This window comes from Halegenticoccus soli, from assembly GCF_002844195.1.
In the GTDB taxonomy this organism is placed as follows: Archaea; Halobacteriota; Halobacteria; order Halobacteriales; family Haloferacaceae; genus Halegenticoccus; species Halegenticoccus soli.
In genome coordinates, this window is the sequence record NZ_PEND01000001.1 from 848,020 (window position 1) to 869,115 (window position 21,096).

A 21,096-nucleotide genomic window follows, 5' to 3' on the forward strand; every position below is an offset into this window, starting at 1 on the left:
CGTCCGAGAGCTTCAAGCACCCGGCCCGTCAGAACCCAGACGATGAAGATCGAGGGGACGATCCTCGTCGGCGAGGAGTTCGAGCCGGTGGAGGGTCGGGTGGTCGTACGGGACGGGACGATCCGGGAGATCGAGGAGACGGCGACGGACTCGACCGACGTCGTCCTCCCGGCGTTCGTGAACGCGCACACGCACATCGGCGACTCCATCGCCAAGGAGGCCGGCGCGGGACTGAGCCTCGACGAACTCGTCGCGCCGCCGGACGGGCTGAAACACCGCCTCCTCCGGGCGGCGGACGCGGGCGAGAAAGTGGCGGCGATGCGCCGGTCGCTCCGGTTCATGGAGTCGGGCGGCACCGCCGCGTTCGTCGAGTTCCGCGAGGGCGGCGTCGAGGGCGTCGACGCGATCCAGCAGGCGATGGGCGGTCTCGACGTCGAGGGCGTCGTGCTCGGGCGGGAGTCGGCGGCGGCGATGCGCGAGGCCGACGGCTTCGGCGCGAGCGGCGCGCGCGACGGGGACTTCGATCAGGTCCGAAACGCCACCCGCGGGGCCGGTAAGCTGTTCGGCATCCACGCCGGCGAGCGCGACGCGACCGACATCAACCCGGCGCTCGATCTCGACCCGGACTTCCTCGTCCACATGGTCCACCCGGAGGAGCTGCACCTCGAACGCCTCGAAGACAGCGCCCTCCCGGTCGTCGTCTGTCCGCGTTCGAACCTCGTCACCGGCGTCGGCTTCCCGCCGATCCGCGAACTGGTCGACCGGACCACCGTCGCGCTCGGGACGGACAACGTCATGCTCAACAGCCCGTCGATGTTCCGGGAGATGGAGTTCGCGGCGAAGCTCGCGGACGTTTCCGCCGCGGAGGTGCTCCGGATGGCGACCGTCAACGGGGCGGAGATCGCCGGCCTGAACTGCGGGCTCGTGGCTCCCGGCCGCGACGCGAAGCTGCTCGTGCTCGACGGGGACTCGGACAACCTCTGCGGCGCGCGGGACCCCGTCCGCGCCGTCGTCCGGCGGGCCGGACACGCGGACGTGAAGCGGGTCGTCCTCTGAGGGGTCAGCGACGGCCGCGCCGCTCGCCGCGCCCCGCGCCGGATCGCGGGTCGGTCGATTTCGCGCGAAGAGTTATTAGCCGCCGCCGGCTACCGTGCCATAGATACGCATGGGGTTGTACGATCGGATCCTCGTCCCGACCGACGGCTCGGAGGAGGGAGAGCGCGCCGTCTCGCACGCGATCGACCTCGCGGCCGTCCACGGAGCGACCGTCCACGCGCTGTACGTGATAAACACCGGGAGCTTCGCGGGGCTGCCGATGGAGTCGTCGTGGGAGGGGATCGACGAGATGCTGCGGCGCGACGCCGAGAAGGCGATCGACCGGATGGAGGCGCTCGCGTCCGAGCGGAACGTGCCGGTCGAGACGGCCATCGCCGAGGGATCGCCGAGCAGGGAGATCGTCCGGTACGCGGAGCGCCGGGAGTGCGACCTCGTCGTGATGGGGACGCACGGCCGGGGCGGCATCGACCGGCTCCTCCTCGGGAGCGTCGCGGAGAAGGTCGTCCGCGGCTCGAAGATCCCCGTGATGACCGTCCACGTCGGCGCGGAGACGGCGGCGCGGTCCGAGTGACGGGTCGCCGAGCCGCGCCGACGACGGTTCAGACCGGACGGAGGTGTTCGCAGTCGCCCGCGTAGATCGTCACGTCGCCGGCGTCGGTCCGCACGACGAGCGCGCCGGGGAACTCCACGTCGACGGCCTCGCCCTCGACCGGGCCGTCGGGCGTCTCGACGCGCACCCGCCGACCGAGCGTCGCGGCGTACTCGCGCCACGCCGGGAGCACCTCCTCCGGCCGCCCGCGGAGGCGGTGGAACTCCTCCAGCAGCCGCTGGACGAACGCCCGGCGGTCCACCGGCTCGCCCCGCTCGGCGAGGAGGCTCGTCGCCCCCGCCGGGAGGTCGGCCGCCTCCACGTTCGCGTTCACGCCGATGCCGACGACGAGCCACGAGACGCGATCCGACTCGCCCTCCATCTCGGTGAGGATCCCCGCGAGCTTCTTCCCGCCGCGGTCGCGCTCGCCGACGGTCGACGCGTCGCCGGATTTTCTCTCCGACGTGCCCTCGTTCGCTTCGCTCACGAGGACGTCGTTCGGCCACTTGATCCGCGCGTCGACGCCGGCCTCGCGCGCCGCGCGGGTCGTTGCCGCGGCCGCCGCGAGGGTGAACGCGGGGACGTGCGCGGGGGGTCGCGTCGGCCGCAGCGCGAGGGACAGCCAGACGCCGCCGGGCGGCGAGGTCCAGGGTCGGTTGAGCCGCCCGCGGCTCCCCGTCTGCTCGTCGGCGACGACGGCGACGTTCTCCGCCCCGTCGGCCGCCAGCTCCCGCGCGCGGTCGTTCGTGCTTCCGATCCGGTCGTGGTACTCGACGGCGAAGGGCGCTTCGAGGCCGAACTCGATCGCGCCGCCGCCGTACTCGGGGACGGCGACGACCTCGTACCCCGAGTCCGCGCTCTCGATCTCGAACCCCTCCCCGCGGAGCGCCTCGACCTGCTTCCAGACGGCCGCCCGCGAGACGCCGAGGCGGTCGGCGAGCTCGGGACCCGAGACCGGGCCGGAGGCGAGCGCGTCGAGGAGCGCGCGTCGCGTGTCGGTCATGCGGGTCCGTAGGTGAAGGTGGGATAAGAACGATCCGACCCCGATCGGCGGTTCGAAGCCGTCGGTGCGGGGCCCTCCGTCGGTCGAACCGCCGCCGTCTAGGGCCTGCTCGCCCGCTGGGACAGCGAGGTTCGCGCGCGCCCGAGCGGCTACTCCAGCACGACGAGAGGGTCGCCCATGTCGACGCTCTCGCCCTCGGAGACGAGCACCTGCGTCACCGTCCCGCCGCGCTCGGAGACGACGTCGTTCTCCATCTTCATCGCCTCCAGCACGCAGAGCACGTCGCCCGCGGCGATCTCGTCGCCCTCGTCGACCTCCACCGAGAGGATCGTCCCCTGCATCTCGGCGGTGACGGTCTCGCCGTCGCCCTCGACGACGACCTCCTCGCCGCCGTCGTCCGCCGTCGCCTGCGGGGGCCTACTCGCCCGCTGGGAGTTTCCGCTACCGCCAGCGGCCGGGATCGCGGGCGCGCCCCGCTCTTCGAGGCTCACCTCGAAGCGCTTGCCGTTGACCTCGACGGTGAACTCGCGCTCCGTGACCTCGCCGTCCTCCTCGGACGCCGCCGTGCCGACGGTGCCCCACTTTTCGACCGCCCGCTCGATCCGCTCGGGGTCGAGTTCCTCGTCCAGGTACTTCGTCGTGTGCTCGCCGGCGCGGAACGTCTCGTCCGTGAGCATCAGCCGGTGGAACGGGACGATCGTGTGGAAGCCCTCGATCTCGAACTCGGCGAGCGCGCGCTCCGAGCGGGCGAGACACTCCTCGCGGTCCGACGCGGCGACGATGAGCTTCGCGATCATCGAGTCGTAGTCGCCGCCGATCTCGTCGCCCTGGCGGACCGCGTCGTCGATCCTGACGCCGATGCCGCCCGCGGGGTCGTACGTTTCGAGCGTTCCGGTCGCGGGCGCGAAGTCGTTCGCGGCGTTCTCGGCGTTGATCCGGAACTCCATCGCGTGGCCCTCGATCTCGACGTCGTCCTGCTCGAAGTCGAGTTCCTCGCCCGCGGCGACCCGGAGCTGCCACTTCACGATGTCGAGGCCCGTCACCTCCTCCGTGACGGTGTGTTCGACCTGGATCCGGGTGTTCACCTCCATGAAGTAGAAGTTCCCGTCTTCGACGAGGAACTCCACGGTGCCGGCGTTCGTGTAGCCGGCCTCCTTGACGCCCCGGCGGGCCGCCTCCCCGATCTCCTCTCTGAGATCCGCGTCGAGCGCCGGGCTCGGCGCCTCCTCGATCACCTTCTGGTGGCGGCGCTGCAGCGAGCAGTCGCGCTCGCCGAGGTGGCGCACGTTGCCGTGCTCGTCGGCGAGGATCTGCACCTCGATGTGCCGCGGCGCTTCGAGGTACTTCTCGACGTAGACGGAGGCGTTTCCGAAGTACGCCTCGCCCTCGCGCTGGGCGGTTTCGAGCTGCTCTTCGACCTCGTCCTCGCTCCGGACGACCTTCAGCCCGCGGCCGCCGCCGCCGCCCTCCGCTTTGATCGCGACGGGGTAGCCGTACTCGTCGGCGATCTCTTTGACCTCCTCGGCGCTCTCGACCGGCTCCGTGGTGCCGGGGACGACCGGCACGTCCGCGCGCTGCATCAGCGCGCGCGCCTTCGTCTTCTCGCCGAGGCGCTCCATCGCGTCCGCCGACGGGCCGATCCACTTCACGCTGCTCTCTTCGACCTTGCGGGCGAACTCGGCGTTCTCCGCGAGGAAGCCGTAGCCGGGGTGGATGGCGTCCGCGTCGGCCTTCCGGGCGGCGTCGAGGACGGCCTCGTGGTCGAGGTACGAGTCGGCCGCCCGCGCCGGGCCGATGTTGTACGCCTCGTCCGCGTAGCGGACGTGCCCGGCGTGCTTGTCCGCCTCGCTGTAGACGGCGACGGTTCGCACGCCGAGCTCCTCGCAGGCGCGCATCACTCGAACGGCGATTTCCCCTCTGTTCGCGACGAGAACCTTACTGAACATCGTTTTCCCTCCGAATTAGAGATGTCATCAGACCTTTCTGGTATTTAGTACGGTTTTTACTGAACGTTGCGTGGCGTCTCATTTTCGGACGAGCTACCTCACTCTGTCGGTCCGTTCCGGCCCGCCGCGGGCGGCGGCGGTTCCGGCCGCGGCGCTGGATCGAGGCGGGAACGAGCGGGCGCACGGCTCAGAACCTGTCCGTCCGGCCCGCGGCCGCCCACGCGTCCGTCGGCGCGCCGTCGGGAACGCGGACCGTCCGCGCCTGTAACTGCCGGATCCGTCCGGCGAAGGTCCACTTCTCGCCGTCCCAGGAGTCCTCTCCGCCGGCGGCCGCGGCCGCGGCGAGTTCTTGGTCCCGCAGGTGCGCGCCGATCGCGGCGACGATGGCCGCGGCCTCCTCCGAGTCGGCGTCCGTCGGGAGGTCGAGCCCGTCGAGCAGCGCGTCGACGTCCGGCACCTCAGATCGGAAGGTTGCCATGTTTCTTGTCCGGGTACGACTTGCGCTTGCTCTTGAACACGTGGAGATCGTCGATGAGCCGGGCGCGGGTCTCCGGCGGTTCGATCACGTCGTCGAGGAAGCCGCGGTCGGCCGCGGTGTACGGGTTGGCGAACTCCTCGCGGTACTCGTCGATGAGCTCCTGGCGGCGCGCGTCGGGGTCGTCCGCCTCCTTCAGCTCCTTCCGGTAGAGGATGTTCACCGCGCCCTGCGGGCCCATCACGGCGATCTCGGCGGTCGGCCACGCGTAGTTCACGTCCGCGCCGAGATGCTTCGAAGCCATCACGTCGTACGCGCCGCCGTAGGCCTTCCGCGTGATGACCGTCAGCAGGGGCACGGTCGCCTCCGAGTAGGCGTACAGGAGCTTCGCGCCGTGGCGGATGATCCCGCCGTGCTCCTGGTCGGTTCCGGGGAGGAAGCCGGGGACGTCGACGAGCGTCAGGATCGGAACGTTGAACGCGTCGCAGAAGCGGACGAACCGCGCGCCCTTCTCGCTCGCCTCGATGTCGAGCGTGCCGGCGTTGACCCGGGGCTGGTTGGCGACGACGCCGACCGAGTGCCCGTCGAGCCGGGCGAAGCCCACGACGATGTTCTGCGCGAAGTCGCCGTGGACCTCGAAGAACGAGCCCTCGTCGACGATGTGCCCGACGACGGTCGTCATGTCGTACGGTTTCCGCGGCTGGTCCGGGACGACCGTGTTGAGCTCCTCGTCGGCGCGCTCGGGGTCGTCCCACGGGTCCACCCGCGGCGGATCCTCGACGTTGTTCTGGGGCAGGTACGACAGCAGGAGGGCGATCTTGTCGAGCGCCTCCTCCTCGGAGTCGACTGCGAAGTGCGCGACGCCGCTCGTCGAACTGTGGGCCACCGCGCCGCCCAGCTCCTCGAAGGAGACCTCCTCGCCCGTGACCGTCTTGATCACGTCGGGGCCGGTGATGAACATGTGGCTCGTGTCCTTCACCATGAAGACGAAGTCGGTGATGCCGGGCGAGTAGACCGCCCCGCCGGCGCACGGCCCCATGATGGCCGAGATCTGCGGCACGACGCCGCTCGCCTCCGTGTTTCGGCGGAAGATCTCGCCGAACCCGCCGAGCGACGAGACGCCCTCCTGGATGCGGGCCCCGGCCGAGTCGTTGAGCCCGACGACCGGCGCGCCGACCTCCATCGCCTTGTCCATCACCTTGCAGACCTTCTCGGCGAACACCTCGCCGAGCGACCCGCCGAAGACGGTGAAGTCGTGGGCGAAGACGAACACGGTCCGGCCGTTCACCTCGCCGTATCCGGTGACGACGCCGTCGCCGTACAGCTGTTTCTCCTCCATGCCGAACTTGTGGGTTCGGTGCGTGCGGAACTGATCGAACTCGCGGAAGGTGCCGTCGTCGAGGAAGTAGTCGATCCGCTCGCGGGCGGTCATCTTCCCCTTGTCGTGCTGCGACTCGATCCGCTCTTCGCCGCCGCCCTTCCGAGCCTCCTCGCGCCGGTCTCGGAGCTCGTCGATCCGATCATCCATCGTCACGCCGGATCACCTTCGATCATTGGGGGACAGATGCAGGACGCGGGCGGAAAAGGGTTCCGCAAGTCGGCAAACTGGAACCCGCGGACGGGCGCGGGTTCTCAGCCGGCGAGAACGGGTCGGGCGCGAACGAGCCGATTTTCCGGCCCGGCGGCGCTTCGGCTCACGGGCGGGGAGAACTGCTCTCGGAGACGCGTCGCAGAACTACGCTTCGGCCTGCGCGCCGGCCTTCTTGCGCGTGACGTAGCCGGCGATGCGGTTGCGGACTTCCTTCGACTCGACATTGGTCAGCTTCGCGACGTTCTCCTTGTTCGTCTCGAAGTCGGAGTTGAACGCCTGCGGGTACCGCTCCAGCAGCAGGTTCCCCAGCTGCTTCACGTACTTCGGTTTGATCGCCATGTCCAAGGGTTTCCCGGAGAGCCACTAAAACGATTCGTTCCGCGTCCCGCGCCGAGCGCCGCGGTTTCGCGGGTCGCGCCGCGGTGTTCGGCGTTCACGCAACGCCCGCCCCGCCGCCCGTCGGCCGAGCCGCGATCCGGCGGTCGTCGTTCGCCGCGCACCTCACCGGCCGCCGATCACCGCCCGCGCAGGCTCCGCCAGTCGGTGACCTCGCTCAGCCGTTCGAACGCCTCGACCTCGGCGGGGCCGCCGCACGTTCGAACCGTCTCCTCGAAGTACGTCAGCCGATCGAGCAGCGCCGCGGTGTCGTACGCCGCGACGTCGAGCCGCGAGGCGGCCACGGTGGCGTCGACGACGGCGCAAAAGCCGCGGTTGATCGTCGGCACCCGCTCGCGCAGTACCGCGCTGTCGACGGGCGCGAGCGCCCACCGCTCCCAGCGCGTGCCGTCCGACTCGCCCGAGTCGACGCGCTCCGCCCGCACTTCGACCCACGCGTCCGCCCCCGGCAGCACGGGGTCGTCCTCCTCGCGGATCGTCAGCGCCGCGTCGACGAACTCCCGGGGGTCCGACGTGAACTGGACGACGCCCCCGCCCCGGCGTCGGAAGTTCCGCCGGGTCCGCGTGTCGCCCCACGTCGTCGCGGTGACCGGTTCCCCCTCGGAATCGGGGGCGCGAAGTCCGAGCGCGGCCGCGTTCCACAGCCCGTTCGGTCCGAGCGTCGCGGCGATCGACTCGGTGACGCCGCGGAGGTCGACCGGCCACTCCCGGCCGGACGCTCCGGGATCGTCACCGTCGTCCCCGCTCACACCGGGACCCCCCGTTCGAGCGCGACGAAGAGCGCGGCGGCGGTGACGTCCGCGGTCGTTCCGGGGTTGTGACCGTCGGCGACGAGGTCGTCCGCGAGCGCCGCGACCGCGTCGGGGTCGCCCCGCGCCTCCGCGGCCCGCCGGCTGACCGCCTCGGCGACGGCGTCGCCGTGCTGGGTCGCGACGAGCGTGTCCGGCTCCTCGGCGAGGAGGGTGAGGAACGCGCGGGCCGCCCGGTCGAGAACCGGCCCGTCGTCCGCGAGGATCGCCTCCGCGGCGCCGAACGTTCGTCGGAACCCGCCGATCCACTCGCGGGCGTTCCCGTCGCGGTCGGCGCTCAGTTCCATCACGCCGTACAGCGTCAGTTCGCGCTTCCGGAGCGCCGGGATCGCCTCCCCGCCCCGGCGCACGTCCAGGTCGTCCGCGCCCTCCGGCGGGTCGCCGACGGTCACGTTCGCGTGCTCGAACGCCCGGTAGAAGCCGACGGCGTCCTCGACGGTCGTCGACTCGGCGACGTCGGCGGCCCCCTCGGGCGTGAGATTCCCCTCGTCCGCCGCCCGGACGAGCGGTACGAGGAGCAGGAGGCAACCGAACTGGGTGTTGCCGCCGCGCTGGCGTTCGGCCATGCCCGCGACGGCGCGCTCGAACGCCTCGCCGACGGGCGCGCCGTCGGCGGCGAGGTCGAGTCCCCGCCGCGCGCCCACCGCGCCCGCGAGGAAGTGTTCGAACCGGAGGTCGGCGAAGTCGCGGCGACGGTCGACGTTCCCCGGCTTGGGCGTGCCCGCGACTTCGAGCAGGAGGGCGAGCTCGGCGTGTTCGGCGGGCGAAAACGGCGCCTCGTTCCGATCGGCGCCGTCGTCCGTCATCGCGTCGTCGTCCGTCATCTCGTCGCCTCCGATCCCGCCCTCGTCTCGGCCTCGGGTCTCCCGTCGAACCACTCGTCGGCGGCCGCCCGGACGCGGCGGAGCACCGCCCGGTCGTCGCTCGGCCGCCCGACGCTCACCGCGTCCGCGCCGTGGTCGAGGTACTCGCGGACGGTCGCGCGGTCGCGGACGCCGTTGTTGGCGATCACGAACAGATCCGTCTCCGAGGCGGCGTCGACCACGTCTGCGACGACCGCCTCCGAGTCCATCGCGTCGACGTGAATCGCCGCCGCGCCGGCCCCGGCGACGGCCCGAGCCGTCGCCGGGAGGGAGACCCCGGGGACCTCCGCGCGGACCTTCACGCTCACCGTCGCGCCCGCGTCGGCGGCCGCCGAGACGTACTGGCACAGGCGATCCGCGTCGCGCAGGAGCGCCTCGCCGCAGCCGGCGGCGCACAGCTCCGCCTGGCGGCAGTGGGCGTTGATCTCCAGGACGGCGTCGCGGTCGGCGCAGATCCGGGCCGCCCGTCGGATCGGGTCGACCGTCGCGCTGCGGACGTTGAAGCCGGCCCGCAGGGGCGCGCCGTCCAGCTTCGACAGCTCCCGGTCCAGAAACGCGAACGGGTCGTCGGGGAGGAACTCCGTCCGGTCGCGGTCCGCGACCATCGCGGCGGCGGCCGCGCGGGACTCCCCGTCAAGCGCGATCCCGCCGAGGAAGGCGATCCCCGCGTAGTTCGCCGCGTTCAGCGCCCAGGCGGCGTCGGCCTCCCCGCTCAGGCTCGCGAGCGCGACGCGCGGCTCGAACACGGCTAGGCGACCTCCCGGAGCGCCTCGTCGACCGCGCGGGCGACGCGGCGCGCGTCGTCGGGGTCGTTCATCCGGGTGTCCGTCCGGACGACGGGCCGGTCGAGATCGGTGCCGTCCGCCTCGTCGAGCACGAACGCGTCGGCGAAGGGGTACGCCTCCGCGACGCCCGCGGTGCTCGCCTCGTAGCCGACGCCGCGCATGAGCTCCGCGGCGGGGCCGGAGAAGACGCGGTCCTCGACGAACGGCGAGACGGCGATCACGGGCGTCGCGTCGAGCGCCTCCCGGATGCCCGGAACGGCGAGCATCGGTCCGATGCTGGTGACGGGGTTCGACGGGCCGACGACGACCGGATCGTCGAGGGCGGCGAGCGTCTCCGGCGTCGGGTCGGCCGAGTCGGCCCCGCTGAACTCCACGCCCTCCACTGCCGGACCGGCCCGCCGCGCGACCCAGTACTCCTGGAAGTGCATCTCGCCCTCGTCCGTGCGGACGATCGTCGCCACGGGGTCGTCGCTCATCGGCAGCAGGTCGATTTCGAGCCCGAATGCGTCGGCGAGCGTCCGGGTGACCTCGGTGAGCGTACGCCCCTCGTCGAGGAGGCTCGTCCGGGTGACGTGGACCGCGCGGTCGCGGTCGCCGATCGTCATGAACTCCGCGACGCCGGAGAACCGCCGCCAGCGGGCGATGTCGCGGCCGCTCGTCTGTGCCTCCGCGGGGAGGTACCTGGGTCCGCGTTCGAGTCCCGCCGCGTCGGCGAGGCGGAGCAGCTCCGCATTCGTCTCGCGGGTGTCGCCGTCGATCCCCCACCACGTCTCGCGGTCGAGGACGCCGCCGCCGTGAAAGAGCACCGTGTCGAGGTCCGGACAGACCAGCAGCCCGCCGAGCTCGACGTCGTCGCCGGTGTTGCCGACGACGGCGACGGAGGCGGGGTCGAACACCTCGGTCGCCCCGTCGAGGAGCTTCGGGGTGCCGGTCCCCCCGGCGAGAAACGTGACCATGCACCGGCGTTGGACGGGCGACGATTTGTATCCTGCCTTTGTGCCGACGCCGTCGCGCCGACCGTCCGTTTACCACCGTCGCCGTCGCCGCCAGTCGCTCGGCGTCACCGTCGCCGTCACACGGTTCCTCGCGCGGCGGCTCCGCTCCGGCGGGCCGCTCGGTAGACTTCGGCCGGTCGCTAGTAGACGTACTCGGATTCCCGCAGCTGCACGTACCGCCCCTTCCGGAACTTGTACCGCCGGCGCTTGTACGCGCCGACCAGCCGCATCGCGCTCATGCCGGCTTTGACCTTGCTCGTCTCGAACAGCTTGATCCCCTCTCCCTCGACCATCAGGTCGCGGGCGGTTCTGAACGCCCAGTCCCAGTCGGACGGGCCGTAGTCACGCACCACGTCGGCCATCGCGACGTTCCGGAGCACCTCGTCGCCGATGGCCTCCTTCCACGCGTCGTTGTACCCGGAGAGGTCGCCGCGGGCGGCGAGTTCCCCCGCGATGGTGCCCGTCCGGACCGCGACGTGATCGCCGCCCTCGTGGAACGCCGAGGTGGCGCCCATCGCGCCGCCGACGACGGCGACGCCGGCCGCCGTCGGCGAGTCGATTGGGCGGGTCGAGGAGATGGGGTACGTCTCCGTCCCCTTCGACTTGCCGCGGTCCTCGACGAGCGGGAAGTCGGCCTCGACGTCGTACTCGTCGCCGTACTCCCGTTCGAGCAGGCGGCGGACGTACTCGCGGCCCGGCGGGATCCGCTCGTCGTCGGGGCGGAGCAGTTTGTACTCGTCCCGATCCGCCACCTCGTCGAGGTCGAGCCCGATCGGCATCGTCAGCCCGATCCGCGCCACGCCGTCGTCGTTCGGGAAGATCCACGGGTAGGCGGTGTGACCCGGCATGTACCCCCACCAGAATCGGATCGCGCCGCTCACCTCCTCGTAGACGTCCGGCGGCAGCCGCCGGTGCTCCTGATACGCGATGTGGTTCGCGCGCGTGGACGCCAGTCGCTCGGAGGCCTTCTGGCCGTCCGGGAGGAAGCCGTCGAGAACCCGGTTCGTCACCGTCCGCTGCGGCCCGTCGGCGAGGATCAGCGCGTCCGCGCCGACCGCCGTGCCGTCCCTGAGGCGGACGACGTGCCGCGGCTCGGAGCCGGTCGCGTCGAGGTCGACGTCGACGCCCGCGACCGACGCTCTGACCCGGTACTCCGCCCCGGCGTCCTCGGCGCGCTCGCGGAGCCAGTCGTCGAAGCGGGCGCGGTGGAACGTGTAGCCGAACCCGTCGTAGGACGCCTCCATGCCGGTCTTCCGGAGCGTCAGCGACTCGCTCGGGCCGACGAACTCCGCGCGGTCCAGCTCGTGCAGGACGACCCCGTCGGGCAGGTCGTCCGGGTGGACGCCCATGATGTCGACCCAGTAATCGAGGATGCCGGCCGCGTCCGTCGAGTCCGGGCCGAGCCCCTCGCGGTCCGCCCGCGGGACCCCCTTCTCGAGGACGACGGCCTCCGCGCCGGCCGACGCGGCGGCGTACGCCGCGGATGAGCCGGCGGGACCGCCGCCCACGATGGCCACGTCTACCTGCTTCATACACTCTACCCGGTTCGGGGCCGGTATTAAAGATCCGAAAGCCGCTCAAAACGAACGACTGTCGTCCGCTGAAGGACGAATTCGGGCGGAGGCGATCGACGGCGTCGACGCGACTGGGGACGGATCAGGGACGGGCCAGGGACGGACTGGAGAGGGACTGGAGATGGACCGGGGACGGACCGGAGACGGACCGGATCCGCGGCGGCGGAAGGGGCCGCAAATGCCGAAGCAGGTGCACTCTTAACCCGCCTCGCGAAATCGTCCCCCATGACCGACCCGGACATCGTCGTCCTGCGGCAGAAGATCCACGGCATGCCCGCCGCCGACTACGCCGACGCGATCCGCGAGCGCCTCCCCGGCAAGGAGGTCGCCCTCGCGCGAACGCCCGAGGAGGAGCGCGATCTGCTGACCCGAACCCCCGTCGCGACCGGGTACGCCGTCGAGCCGGACCTGCTCGACGCGTCGGATCTCGACCTGTTCGCGTGCGTCTTCGCCGGCACAGGGCACCTCCCACTCGACGAGTTCGAGGCGCGGGGCGTCGCGGTCACGAACGCCTCCGGCGTCCACGGCCCCAACATCGCAGAACACGTCGTCGGGAACATCCTGCTCTTCGTCCGGGGGTTCGATCGGGCGTGGCGGCAGAAGGAGCGCCGCGAGTGGCGGTCGTTCCAGGCGCGCGAACTCGCCGGCGGCACCGTCGCCGTCGTCGGACTGGGCGCGATCGGCGAGACGATCGTCGACCGACTGGAACCGTTCGGCGTCGAGACGATCGGGGTCCGGTACTCGCCGGAGAAGGGCGGCCCGACCGACGAGGTACTCGGCTACGGCGACCTGCACGACGCGCTCGCCCGGAGCGACTACGTCGTGATCGCCGCGCCGCTCACCGAGACGACGGAGGGGCTGTTCGACGACGAGGCGTTCCGGACGATGAAGCCCGACGCCGTGGTCGTCAACGTCGGCCGGGGCCCCATCGTCGACACCGACGCGCTCCTCGACGCGCTCCGGACCAACGCGATCCGCGGCGCGGCGCTCGACGTGACCGACCCCGAACCGCTCCCGGAGGACCACGCGCTCTGGAACCTCGACAACGTGTTCATCACGCCGCACAACGCCGGCCACACCCCGGAGTACTGGAACCGGCTGGCCGACGTCCTCGCCGAGAACGTCCGCCGCCTCGACGCTGGCGAGGAAGACCTCGAAAACCGGGTCGTCTGAGCGTTCCGAACCGCGGTCGACCCGACGGAGCGCGGGCGACCGCTCGGCTCACCGCTCCGCCGGGTCGACGACGCGGTTCCGGAGCGTCCCGACGCCCTCGTAGGTGATCTCGACGACGTCGCCCGGCTGTATCAGTCCGGGGTTCGCCGGGCTGCCGAAGGCCACGACGTCGCCCGGGCGGAAGGTGAACCGCTCGGAGAGGAAGGCGACGACCTCGAACGGGTCGAACAGCATCAGCTCCGTGTTCGCCTCCTGTCGCCGCTCGCCGTTGATCTCGGTGTGCATGTCGAGGCCGGTCGGGTCGACGTCGGTCTCGATCCACGGGCCGAGCGGCCCGGAACCGTCGAACGCCTTGCGGGCCGTCCGTCCGGGCTGGTCGAGCGCGTCGACGTCGTTCACGATCGTGTACCCGCGGACGACCTCCGGAACCTCCGCCGGCGCGAGGTCCCGGCAGCGCTCGCCGATCACGGCCGCCAGTTCGCCGGCGTAGGTGAGTTCCCCGGTGAACGAGGGGTACGGGACGGGCTCTTCGTGCGCGATGACCGACGCCGGCGGCTTGATGAAGAAGTCCGGTTCCTCGGGGCGCTCGTACGCCATCTGCTCCAGCGTCTCCGCGTAGTTCCGCCCGACGCAGTACAGTGCCGACGGCTCGCACGGCGCGAGCAACGCCGCGTCGGTCCCCACGGCGTACTCGTTCCCGTCGGTGACGACGACTCCGTCCCGGTACTCGCCTGTGACGACTCCGTCCGGGGTCGACGCGCGAGCGATTCGCATACCGAACGGTCGGAAGTGTCCGTTAAATGCGTGTCGGGACCGCGCGGGTCCGATCCGCTACCGATCAGTCGGCCGCGCGCAACCGATCCGCTACTGATCGATCGGCCGCGCGGCGGACGCCATCTACACCCAGCCGTTCTCGACGAGCAGTTCGCCGTTGAGGACGCTCGCGCCGGCCGCGCCGCGGATCGTGTTGTGCGACAGGCAGTTGTACTTCACGCCCCGGGCCGTCTCCTGGATCCCGCCGGCGGAGACCTGCATCCCCCGGCCGCGCATGCGGTCGAGCCGCGGCTGCGGGCGGTCGGGTTCGTCCGGGCCGAAGACGTGGATGAGTCGATCGGGCGAACTCGGGAGGTCGAGCCCCTCCGTCGAGCGCATCGCGTCCGCCACCTCGTCGGCGCTCGGGCGCTCCGCGAGGTCCGCGAAGACGTTCTCCAGGTGCCCGTCGAGCGACGGGACGCGGTTGCAGGACGCGGAAACCTCCACGTCGTGCCACGTCACCGCTGCGCCGTCGAACGTTCCGAGGAGCTTCCGGCTCTCGGTCTCCATCTTCTCCTCCTCGCCGCCGATGTGGGGGAGGACGTTGTCGATGATCTCCATCGAGGTGACCCCGGAGTAGCCCGCGCCGGAGACGGCCTGGAGCGTCGAAACGTGCGCGCGCTTTAGCCCGAAGTCGTCGAGCGCGGCGAGCGTCGGGACCATCGTGATGGTCGAGCAGTTCGGGTTCTTGATAAGCGCGCCGTCCCAGCCCCGCTCGTCGCGCTGGACCTCGATGAGGTCGAGGTGGTCCGCGTTGACTTCGGGGATGGTGAGGGGCACGTCGTCGGCCGTTCGCTCGTTCGAGGAGTTCGAGGAGATCACGAAGCCGGCCTCCGCCAGCTCCGGTTCGACGGCCTCCGCGACGCTCGACGGCAGCGACGAAAAGAGGAGATCGACGTCGTCGGGGACGTCCTCCGCGGCGGTCCGCCGGACGGTGAGATCCGCCACGTCCTCCGGGATGGGCGTGTCGACGCGCCACTTCGCCGCCTCGCGGTACGGCTTGCCCGCGCTGTCGTCGCTCGCGGTCACGGTCGCGAGTTCGAACGTCGGGTGATCGTCGAGGAGCTGGATGAACCGCTGTCCGACTGCACCGGTGGCGCCGAGGATGCCGACTCGTACTGACATTGCCGTGTGGTTGGGTGGCACGAGCATAAGGGGGTTTGGATTCGCGCCGATCTTCGCCGTCCCCTCCCCGCGTTTCGCGGGTCGACGACGGCGGGGCGGCGCGGCCGAGAGATCGACGCGAAACGGATCGATCCGCCGTCGATCGGCCGCCCGAAGCGGTCGCAGCCCGACGTATCTGCGATCCCTCCGCCGCTCGTTCGTCGGCGCCCGTCGACCGTCTCGCTCGCGTCGCCGCTCCGCGGTTCGCCCCCATCCGGTCGGCCGTTCCGGAAAAAATTTTGCGGGGGCGGATGAGACACTTTATCTGGTTCGCCCCGGTGGACCGAGGCATGGCTTGTCGGATGACCGTCCTGCTCGTGGACGACGAGCCGGGGTTGGCGGATCTCGCGGCGTCCTTCCTCGAACGCCACCTCCACGGGATCGAGACGCGCACGGCGACCACCGTCGACGCCGCGCTCTCCGCCGTTCGATCGGCGGACGCGATCGACTGCGTCGTGAGCGACTACGACCTCGGCGAGCGGACCGGACTCGACCTCCTCGACGGCGTCCGTTCGGCGGGCGTCGAGGTCCCGTTCGTGCTCTTCACGGGGAAGGGAAGCGAGGAGATCGCGAGCGACGCCCTGCGCGCGGGGGTCACGGATTACCTCCGGAAGGAGGCGGGCACGGAACAGTACCGGGTGCTGGCGAACCGCGTCGAACGGGCGGTCGCGGCGCGGCGGGCCGAGCGCGCCGCGCGCCGGAACGAGGCGCTGCTGCGCGGCGCTGTCGACGCGCTCGACGACGTCTTCTACCTGTTCGACCGGGACGGCTCGTTCGTCCTCTGGAACGACGCGCTGAGCGACGCGACCGGCTACGGCGACGCCGAGATCGAGTCGATGTCGCCGACGGACTTCTTCGACGGCGAGGCGAAGGACCGCGTCGCGGAGGCGATCGAGACCGCCTTCGACCGGGGGCGGGTGACGATCGAGACGGAGCTCTCGACGAAGGGCGGGCGGCGGATCCCCTACGAGTTCACCGGTGCGCGCCTCACGGACGGGGACGGGGCGGAGATCGGCGTCTGCGGCGTCGGCCGCGACATCTCCCGCCGAACCACCCTGGAACGGGAACTCGACGCCCTGCTGAACCGCGTGACGGACGCGTTTCTCGGTCTCGACGCGGACTGGCGGTACACGTACCTGAACCGTCGGGCGGAGGAGCTGCTCGGCCGCACCGGCGACGACCTCCTCGGGCGGCGCGTCTGGGACGCCTTCCCGGAACTGCGCGACAGCCGGATCGGCGCGGCGATGCGGCGGGCGGTGGAGACCGGCGACCAGCTCACGGTCGAGGGGTACTACGAGCCGCTCGAAACCGGGTTCGCCTGCCACCTTTACCCGTCGGAGACGGGACTTTCCGTCTACTTCCGCGAGGTTTCGAGCGCGAACGGCGGCGACGGCTGAGCGGCGGTCCGCCGGAGCAAAGAGCGGGGAAGAACGCCGCGCCCGACGCGGTACCGGCCCGGCGTCCCTCGCCCGGCCACCCCGAGTTCCGCTCTCGTTCCCCCGCACGCGCCCTTCGAAACCAGTTTACGTCCCGGCGACCTAGTTCGACGAGCGTGCCTCTAGTCCCCGCCCGAGTCGTCCCGTCACGGGAGCGATGACCGCGCGGCGAACCCGGGCACGCGACATCGCGGTCTTCGGACCGCGGGTGCCGTCCGCCACCGCCCGCGGACCGCCCGGCACGAGGGTTTCCCGGCCGACTCGGCGCGCCGCCAGGAGTGACGCCGGCCGTTAGTGTTCCGGGCGTACACTTTCGATCATCGTAGATACGTCGCTATCGCGTCCACGACTTCATCGACGAACTCCTCCGTGACTCGGCCCTGCCACGCAATCAGATCCTCGATACGCGGCGAGTGGACTGCCCACGGAGAAACGAACGACTCCCGGGGAACGCCACCGATTTCCCAGACCTCATCGTCGAGTGGTAGGGATACGTCGTACGCTTTCGTAGACACCGCAACCGCGACGAACTGTTCGTGGCCGAACGGATGCGAATCGTTGTTCACGATGACCCACGGCCGCTGGCGGTCGTCACCGAGTTTGAACGGGTCGCTACTCCGAACGACGTCACCGCGCTCCGGTTGCATCGGTCAGCCGTCCTCACTTGGATGCGGGCTATCGGGCGCAGCTGCGTCCCAGTCGCCGGTATCGATGCCGCCGTCCGACTCGTCGAGCCGTTCGCTCGTCCGATGGAGGTCGTACGCGGCGGCGACGCGCTCCTGATCGTTCGTAATCGCCCAGTATTGGCCCCTATGTCGGACGAGTTCACGCTCTTTTAGTCGTGTGAGGGCGGTTCCAACCACGTTCGGGTCTTCGTCGATAGCGGTAGCGATCTCCGAACGTGTGAATGCCTGGTCGCGGTGCGTGTAGAGATACGTGGCCACTTGCTCCGGCACGCTCGGCCCCTCCGGGAGGTTACCCGATTCGAACTCGTCGATACTCACCGGCATACTGCGTAATTGACGTTCTGAGGTAATGAGTGTACTGCCGTACTTTGCGTAACGAGCTACTAGCGGATTCTCGCTCGGTAGTGTTCCGGGCGCACATCGACCTTTTACGCTGCGCGCAGGCGGAGCCTGCGCTCGGTAACCTACTAGGAGATCTCGACCTCTCGATGTGGAGGGGATTCTCTGTGTCTCCTCGGGCCGTCCGGTTCGCAGAGCCAAGCGAGCGTCCGTAGCAGTTGAAGATCGAACACCGGCAGAAGTGCTTAGTACATCCGATACAAAGTAGTACACATGCCTATCAGCGCGGATCGATTCGAGCGTATCGACGACGGGGACGACGGTCCGAAACCCGGAACGAACGCAAACGAGATACTCTCGTTTCTCGCAGAACACGCCGATCAAGCGTTCACGCAGACCGAAATCGCAGAAGCCACCGGCGTCAACCGGGGTTCCGTCGGACCGACGTTGGTCCGACTTCGGGAAGACGGTCGGGTAGATCACAGGGGGACGTACTGGAGGATTAGCGACCACGTTCGCAGTGTAGACGCGGCGGTGGCTCACGCGAACGCCGTCGCTGCGAGCTACGAGGACGAACCGTTAGCGTACGACGAGTGGCAGGAACACGCGGTCGATCCGCGTGAGGAACGTGAGTGACGCGTATCGGAAGGGAGATGTCTTTTGGGCACCCGACCCGTTCAGACAGGGCTCCAATCCTCGACTCTGGTTAGTTCTCGCCTCGGAGATGCTTCCGTATCCGGGCGAGGAATACGTCTGTGCCGCGCTCACGACGAGCGACCTGCCGGCGAATTTCGAAGTCGGAGATGCGTGGGTAACCGGACGAAATCCGGATAAAACGTCCTACTGTTCACCCTGGGTCGTTGGGACCATCAAACATCGAGCAGTGGCGAACCCACAGGGGAGGATTACGACCGCGTTCACCGACCGGATGATCGAGCGATGCGAGGAATTTCTCGATTCGTCGGATTCCTCCCACGGCTAAAGCCGTGGGCTTCCTCCTCGCATCTCTGTGAATCGGATTCACGAGGCCTTGTCGATCTACTGGCGGATTCTCGCACGGTAGTGTTCCGGGTGTACATTTCACAGGTCCTTTTACTATGTAACCGGAGATACGATTGACATCCTCCACGCGCCTAAAGGCGTCCCCAGAACGCTTCGCGTTCTGGTGTGCGGACGAGACGCTCCGCGTCTCGTCAACGCGGGAATCCTCGCGCTCGGGGTCAGGTATCAGCGCCACCCCCGACGCGAGCGACTTTCTCCTATCCGCGGATACTCCGGTTTGTGCGTACTTCTTTGGGACGGTGAGAGCGTGGTGACTCCAGCCACTCGTGGCTGTCCCACTCGAATCGCACGGGCCGTGCCATCGGCCTTGGTACGTCGGTGTGCCGTTGACGAGACACTCCGTGTCTCGTTCGCCAATCAGACCTCGAAGAGTTCTGATGACGTCTCAGGAACGACTCCGAGGCTACGAGGTCGGCGTGTCCTTCGAACCCGCACGAACACGTGAGCGTGTCCTGATGCCGAATCGTGTCCGTGGTCGAACCACAGTTCGGACACGTCTGACTCGTCCACGCCTCCGACCGGACTTCGACCGTGATGCCGTATTCCTCGGCGGTACACGCGAGTCGGTCGAGAAACGCCCGGAACGCCCAGAAGTTGTGCGTTTTCTCGTTGGCTCGAACCGACCAGTGCGTCTCCAGTACGTCGGTGAGGTCGCCGACGTACACCGTTGAAACGCCCTCCTCGTACAGGCGTTCGAGGAGGTCGCGCACCAGCGCGTTCTGTGCGTGGTCGCGCCGTCGCGTCCGGCCATGGTACAGTTGCCGAATCCGCTTCGAGGAGTAGCGTCCCTCGCGGAGTCGTCCGGAAGACGAAGTCTTCCGTGATTCCGAGAGATTTCGTCTCTCGGGCAACTTCGATTGGAGCCGGGCAATCTCTCGCGTGGTGTCGTGGAACTGGTCGAACAGGTCGCGTCCGTGGTACAGGTACTGTTGGCCAGTCGTGGTCGTACAGGCGACGAGGTTGTTCGCACCAATATCCAGAGCGGCTTCTTCCGAAGCCAGTGGTATATCCAGTCGAGAATCGTCCACGGTGACTGGCTGAAAGGCCCTGAATTGGTTCGAAGACTGGTCGTAGTACAGTTCCAACCGACCCTGTTTGCCGTCCTACTTTGGAACGCCCGCCACTTCGAGGCGAAGACGCTCGGTGTAGCCGAGGTCGTACTTCTCTTTGAGTTCTTTCCCGACGGGGATTTCGAGGCGGGAGCGATCGCCCATCTCCAGCGTGTACTGGTCGTTGCGGATGTACGTGCGGAGTGTTCGACCGTCGTCCTCGTTGCCCCAGTATCCGGGTGGGGAACAGTGTTCGCCCTTCTCTTTGAGCGAGAAGAACGATTTCCACGCGCGCTTGCTCTTGCGGATGAGTTGTTGAGCGGCGGCACTTCCGAGAACACCAACGTACTGTTTGCGGTAGTCTGCGGTGTCCCAGACGGATTTGCCGTCGAAGTAGTTCTGGCGGTGTTCGTAGGTGAGTTCGTTCCAGAGGCTGGCTGAGGCGTCCAACAGTTCGTGGAGCAACTCCGCGTCCTGTTCGGAGCGGGGTCGGACGACGAAGGTGTTGGTTCGCCTCATCAACAACTGGTTGTACCGGGACGCACATAACTGTTCAGTTCGTGTGATACTGTATGGTCGCTATCCGAATCGAGTTTGACGACGATGAACAGTACGAGCGGTTGAAGGAACTGAAGAAGCACCGTGGACTGACGTGGAAAGGGTTGCTCCTCGAAGGTGAGAGACGGGTTCTGGAACAGACCCCGGACTGAGCGTCGTCGGTGGATTGCGTAGTACTGTGGTCGCTCGACCCTCGCCTGAAGGTGGGGCATGCGCTTGATTATCTGTCACCGATGTTCCCGTTCACTCCGTTCAGTCCGTACGAAACACGTTCTCGAACCTCTTCGGGAGGGAGTACCGCCGAGCCGTCGTGTACGCGGACGCCGACGGGGAGACGGTTCTCCACGAGGGGGCCGTCCACCACGTCGACGTCCGGTCGGACGAGTCTGCCGGCCGCGGAAGCCGCTGATTCGGTCGGCGGCGAGACGCGGATCTCCGGCCGCGCCGGAGCGCAACCCACATTTCCCAGCGCCGTTTGCGGAGCGTATGGACCGCTCGCAGTTCGTCCGCCTCTCGCTTCTCGCGTTCGGGCTCGTCCTCCTGAGTTTTCTCGTCCTCGGCACGACGCGGATCGTCCTCCCGTTCCGCGTCGCACAGCTCCTGGCCGCGCCGGTCGTCGCGGCGGCGTTCCTCCTCGTGGTCTTCCTGTTCGTCCGCGCCGTGCTCGCGGCGACGGGCGTGCTCCCGATCGAGGAGTGACCGGTCCGCCTCCGAACCGACCCATCGACCGCTGT

At 69.2% G+C, this 21,096-nt stretch carries 22 protein-coding genes and 1 pseudogene; 8 read left to right on the forward strand and 15 right to left on the reverse strand.

All coding sequences use genetic code 11. From position 1 onward, the window contains the following. The first annotated feature begins 42 nt into the window (after positions 1-42). Both CNO20_RS04370 and CNO20_RS04375 read left to right on the forward strand, forming a co-directional pair. Positions 43-1,056: an amidohydrolase family protein gene (locus CNO20_RS04370; protein ID WP_101294812.1), complete on the forward strand. Its 1,014-nt coding sequence runs from the start codon at positions 43-45 to the stop codon at positions 1,054-1,056. Positions 1,057-1,165: 109 nt separating this feature from the next. Then, complete coding sequence (locus tag CNO20_RS04375) at positions 1,166-1,627, forward strand: universal stress protein (RefSeq protein ID WP_101294813.1); 462 nt, start codon at positions 1,166-1,168, stop codon at positions 1,625-1,627. A gap of 28 nt (positions 1,628-1,655) precedes the next feature. On the opposite strand, the gene CNO20_RS04380 is transcribed toward CNO20_RS04375, so the two are convergent. From CNO20_RS04380 to CNO20_RS04425, 10 genes are all read right to left on the reverse strand, one after another. Then, positions 1,656-2,648, reverse strand: coding sequence for a biotin--[acetyl-CoA-carboxylase] ligase (locus CNO20_RS04380; RefSeq protein WP_101294815.1), 993 nt, complete (start codon positions 2,646-2,648; stop codon positions 1,656-1,658). 149 nt (positions 2,649-2,797) lie between these two features. Beyond that, entirely contained in the window at positions 2,798-4,594 is a 1,797-nt protein-coding gene (gene pccA, locus CNO20_RS04385; protein ID WP_101294817.1) for a propionyl-CoA carboxylase biotin carboxylase/biotin-carboxyl carrier subunit, read from the reverse strand. Between the two features lie 187 nt (positions 4,595-4,781). Continuing rightward, the gene (locus CNO20_RS04390; RefSeq protein WP_101294818.1) at positions 4,782-5,072 is read right to left on the reverse strand and encodes a DUF8022 family protein; all 291 of its coding nucleotides are present in this window, start codon (positions 5,070-5,072) and stop codon (positions 4,782-4,784) included. After that, a complete protein-coding gene (locus CNO20_RS04395) occupies positions 5,053-6,597 on the reverse strand; it encodes an acyl-CoA carboxylase subunit beta (protein WP_101294820.1) in 1,545 nt (514 codons plus the stop codon). The genes CNO20_RS04390 and CNO20_RS04395 overlap by 20 nt, the downstream gene beginning before the upstream one ends. Before the next feature lie 207 nt (positions 6,598-6,804). Continuing rightward, positions 6,805-6,999, reverse strand: a complete 195-nt coding sequence (locus CNO20_RS04400) for a 30S ribosomal protein S17e (RefSeq protein ID WP_101294822.1) — start codon at positions 6,997-6,999, stop codon at positions 6,805-6,807. Between the two features lie 176 nt (positions 7,000-7,175). Next, positions 7,176-7,805, reverse strand: a complete 630-nt coding sequence (locus CNO20_RS04405) for a DUF447 domain-containing protein (RefSeq protein ID WP_101294823.1) — start codon at positions 7,803-7,805, stop codon at positions 7,176-7,178. Beyond that, on the reverse strand, positions 7,802-8,689 hold the full coding sequence (locus CNO20_RS04410; RefSeq protein ID WP_233203902.1) for a triphosphoribosyl-dephospho-CoA synthase: 888 nt from the start codon (positions 8,687-8,689) through the stop codon (positions 7,802-7,804). Before CNO20_RS04410 ends, CNO20_RS04405 begins: the two co-directional genes overlap by 4 nt. Beyond that, positions 8,686-9,474, reverse strand: coding sequence for a tRNA-dihydrouridine synthase (locus CNO20_RS04415; RefSeq protein ID WP_101294825.1), 789 nt, complete (start codon positions 9,472-9,474; stop codon positions 8,686-8,688). The genes CNO20_RS04410 and CNO20_RS04415 overlap by 4 nt, the downstream gene beginning before the upstream one ends. A gap of 2 nt (positions 9,475-9,476) precedes the next feature. After that, positions 9,477-10,469 (reverse strand): 2-phospho-L-lactate transferase, encoded by a 993-nt coding sequence (gene cofD / locus CNO20_RS04420; RefSeq protein ID WP_101294827.1) that lies wholly within the window; start codon positions 10,467-10,469, stop codon positions 9,477-9,479. A 179-nt stretch (positions 10,470-10,648) separates the two neighbouring features. After that, positions 10,649-12,040 carry an NAD(P)/FAD-dependent oxidoreductase gene (locus tag CNO20_RS04425; RefSeq protein ID WP_101294829.1) on the reverse strand — a complete coding sequence of 464 codons (1,392 nt, stop codon included), beginning with the start codon at positions 12,038-12,040 and terminating at the stop codon, positions 10,649-10,651. A 267-nt stretch (positions 12,041-12,307) separates the two neighbouring features. On the opposite strand from CNO20_RS04425, the gene CNO20_RS04430 reads away from it, so the two are divergent. Beyond that, positions 12,308-13,255 (forward strand): D-2-hydroxyacid dehydrogenase, encoded by a 948-nt coding sequence (locus tag CNO20_RS04430; RefSeq protein ID WP_101294831.1) that lies wholly within the window; start codon positions 12,308-12,310, stop codon positions 13,253-13,255. A gap of 48 nt (positions 13,256-13,303) precedes the next feature. Here the strand turns inward: CNO20_RS04430 and CNO20_RS04435 are convergent, their stop codons facing one another. Both CNO20_RS04435 and asd read right to left on the reverse strand, forming a co-directional pair. After that, on the reverse strand, positions 13,304-14,029 hold the full coding sequence (locus CNO20_RS04435) for a fumarylacetoacetate hydrolase family protein (protein ID WP_101294833.1): 726 nt from the start codon (positions 14,027-14,029) through the stop codon (positions 13,304-13,306). 123 nt (positions 14,030-14,152) lie between these two features. Next, positions 14,153-15,193 (reverse strand): aspartate-semialdehyde dehydrogenase, encoded by a 1,041-nt coding sequence (gene asd / locus CNO20_RS04440; protein WP_101294835.1) that lies wholly within the window; start codon positions 15,191-15,193, stop codon positions 14,153-14,155. A gap of 329 nt (positions 15,194-15,522) precedes the next feature. Here asd and CNO20_RS04445 point away from each other — a divergent pair, with 329 nt between their 5' ends. Further along, positions 15,523-16,629: a PAS domain-containing response regulator gene (locus tag CNO20_RS04445; protein ID WP_158237365.1), complete on the forward strand. Its 1,107-nt coding sequence runs from the start codon at positions 15,523-15,525 to the stop codon at positions 16,627-16,629. 356 nt (positions 16,630-16,985) lie between these two features. Here CNO20_RS04445 and CNO20_RS04450 read toward each other — a convergent pair whose 3' ends face one another. Both CNO20_RS04450 and CNO20_RS04455 read right to left on the reverse strand, forming a co-directional pair. Continuing rightward, positions 16,986-17,315: a type II toxin-antitoxin system PemK/MazF family toxin gene (locus tag CNO20_RS04450; protein WP_101294839.1), complete on the reverse strand. Its 330-nt coding sequence runs from the start codon at positions 17,313-17,315 to the stop codon at positions 16,986-16,988. A gap of 3 nt (positions 17,316-17,318) precedes the next feature. Further along, positions 17,319-17,678: a hypothetical protein gene (locus CNO20_RS04455; protein ID WP_101294841.1), complete on the reverse strand. Its 360-nt coding sequence runs from the start codon at positions 17,676-17,678 to the stop codon at positions 17,319-17,321. 288 nt (positions 17,679-17,966) lie between these two features. On the opposite strand from CNO20_RS04455, the gene CNO20_RS04460 reads away from it, so the two are divergent. Continuing rightward, a complete protein-coding gene (locus CNO20_RS04460) occupies positions 17,967-18,329 on the forward strand; it encodes a winged helix-turn-helix domain-containing protein (RefSeq protein WP_101294843.1) in 363 nt (120 codons plus the stop codon). Beyond that, entirely contained in the window at positions 18,322-18,675 is a 354-nt protein-coding gene (locus CNO20_RS24260; RefSeq protein ID WP_101294845.1) for a hypothetical protein, read from the forward strand. Before CNO20_RS04460 ends, CNO20_RS24260 begins: the two co-directional genes overlap by 8 nt. A gap of 277 nt (positions 18,676-18,952) precedes the next feature. Here the strand turns inward: CNO20_RS24260 and CNO20_RS04470 are convergent. Beyond that, positions 18,953-20,323 (reverse strand): annotated as a pseudogene (locus tag CNO20_RS04470) (RNA-guided endonuclease InsQ/TnpB family protein). A 53-nt stretch (positions 20,324-20,376) separates the two neighbouring features. Here CNO20_RS04470 and CNO20_RS23205 point away from each other — a divergent pair. Both CNO20_RS23205 and CNO20_RS04475 read left to right on the forward strand, forming a co-directional pair. Further along, positions 20,377-20,514, forward strand: coding sequence for a hypothetical protein (locus CNO20_RS23205; protein WP_199174717.1), 138 nt, complete (start codon positions 20,377-20,379; stop codon positions 20,512-20,514). Positions 20,515-20,848: 334 nt separating this feature from the next. Next, positions 20,849-21,061, forward strand: coding sequence for a hypothetical protein (locus CNO20_RS04475; RefSeq protein WP_101294847.1), 213 nt, complete (start codon positions 20,849-20,851; stop codon positions 21,059-21,061). Positions 21,062-21,096: the final 35 nt, after the last annotated feature.

Bases quoted from the DNA above. Each gene is read 5' to 3' on its own strand.
- CNO20_RS04370 (WP_101294812.1), top strand. From the start codon at position 43: ATGAAGATCGAGGGGACGATCCTCGTCGGCGAGGAGTTCGAGCCGGTG.
- CNO20_RS04375 (WP_101294813.1), top strand. From the start codon at position 1,166: ATGGGGTTGTACGATCGGATCCTCGTCCCGACCGACGGCTCGGAGGAG.
- CNO20_RS04380 (WP_101294815.1), bottom strand. From the start codon at position 2,648: ATGACCGACACGCGACGCGCGCTCCTCGACGCGCTCGCCTCCGGCCCG.
- pccA (WP_101294817.1), bottom strand. From the start codon at position 4,594: ATGTTCAGTAAGGTTCTCGTCGCGAACAGAGGGGAAATCGCCGTTCGA.
- CNO20_RS04390 (WP_101294818.1), bottom strand. From the start codon at position 5,072: ATGGCAACCTTCCGATCTGAGGTGCCGGACGTCGACGCGCTGCTCGAC.
- CNO20_RS04395 (WP_101294820.1), bottom strand. From the start codon at position 6,597: ATGGATGATCGGATCGACGAGCTCCGAGACCGGCGCGAGGAGGCTCGG.
- CNO20_RS04400 (WP_101294822.1), bottom strand. From the start codon at position 6,999: ATGGCGATCAAACCGAAGTACGTGAAGCAGCTGGGGAACCTGCTGCTG.
- CNO20_RS04410 (WP_233203902.1), bottom strand. From the start codon at position 8,689: ATGACGGACGACGACGCGATGACGGACGACGGCGCCGATCGGAACGAG.
- cofD (WP_101294827.1), bottom strand. From the start codon at position 10,469: ATGGTCACGTTTCTCGCCGGGGGGACCGGCACCCCGAAGCTCCTCGAC.
- CNO20_RS04425 (WP_101294829.1), bottom strand. From the start codon at position 12,040: ATGAAGCAGGTAGACGTGGCCATCGTGGGCGGCGGTCCCGCCGGCTCA.
- CNO20_RS04430 (WP_101294831.1), top strand. From the start codon at position 12,308: ATGACCGACCCGGACATCGTCGTCCTGCGGCAGAAGATCCACGGCATG.
- CNO20_RS04435 (WP_101294833.1), bottom strand. From the start codon at position 14,029: ATGCGAATCGCTCGCGCGTCGACCCCGGACGGAGTCGTCACAGGCGAG.
- asd (WP_101294835.1), bottom strand. From the start codon at position 15,193: ATGTCAGTACGAGTCGGCATCCTCGGCGCCACCGGTGCAGTCGGACAG.
- CNO20_RS04445 (WP_158237365.1), top strand. From the start codon at position 15,523: ATGGCTTGTCGGATGACCGTCCTGCTCGTGGACGACGAGCCGGGGTTG.
- CNO20_RS04450 (WP_101294839.1), bottom strand. From the start codon at position 17,315: ATGCAACCGGAGCGCGGTGACGTCGTTCGGAGTAGCGACCCGTTCAAA.
- CNO20_RS04455 (WP_101294841.1), bottom strand. From the start codon at position 17,678: ATGCCGGTGAGTATCGACGAGTTCGAATCGGGTAACCTCCCGGAGGGG.
- CNO20_RS04460 (WP_101294843.1), top strand. From the start codon at position 17,967: ATGCCTATCAGCGCGGATCGATTCGAGCGTATCGACGACGGGGACGAC.
- CNO20_RS23205 (WP_199174717.1), top strand. From the start codon at position 20,377: ATGGTCGCTATCCGAATCGAGTTTGACGACGATGAACAGTACGAGCGG.
- CNO20_RS04475 (WP_101294847.1), top strand. From the start codon at position 20,849: ATGGACCGCTCGCAGTTCGTCCGCCTCTCGCTTCTCGCGTTCGGGCTC.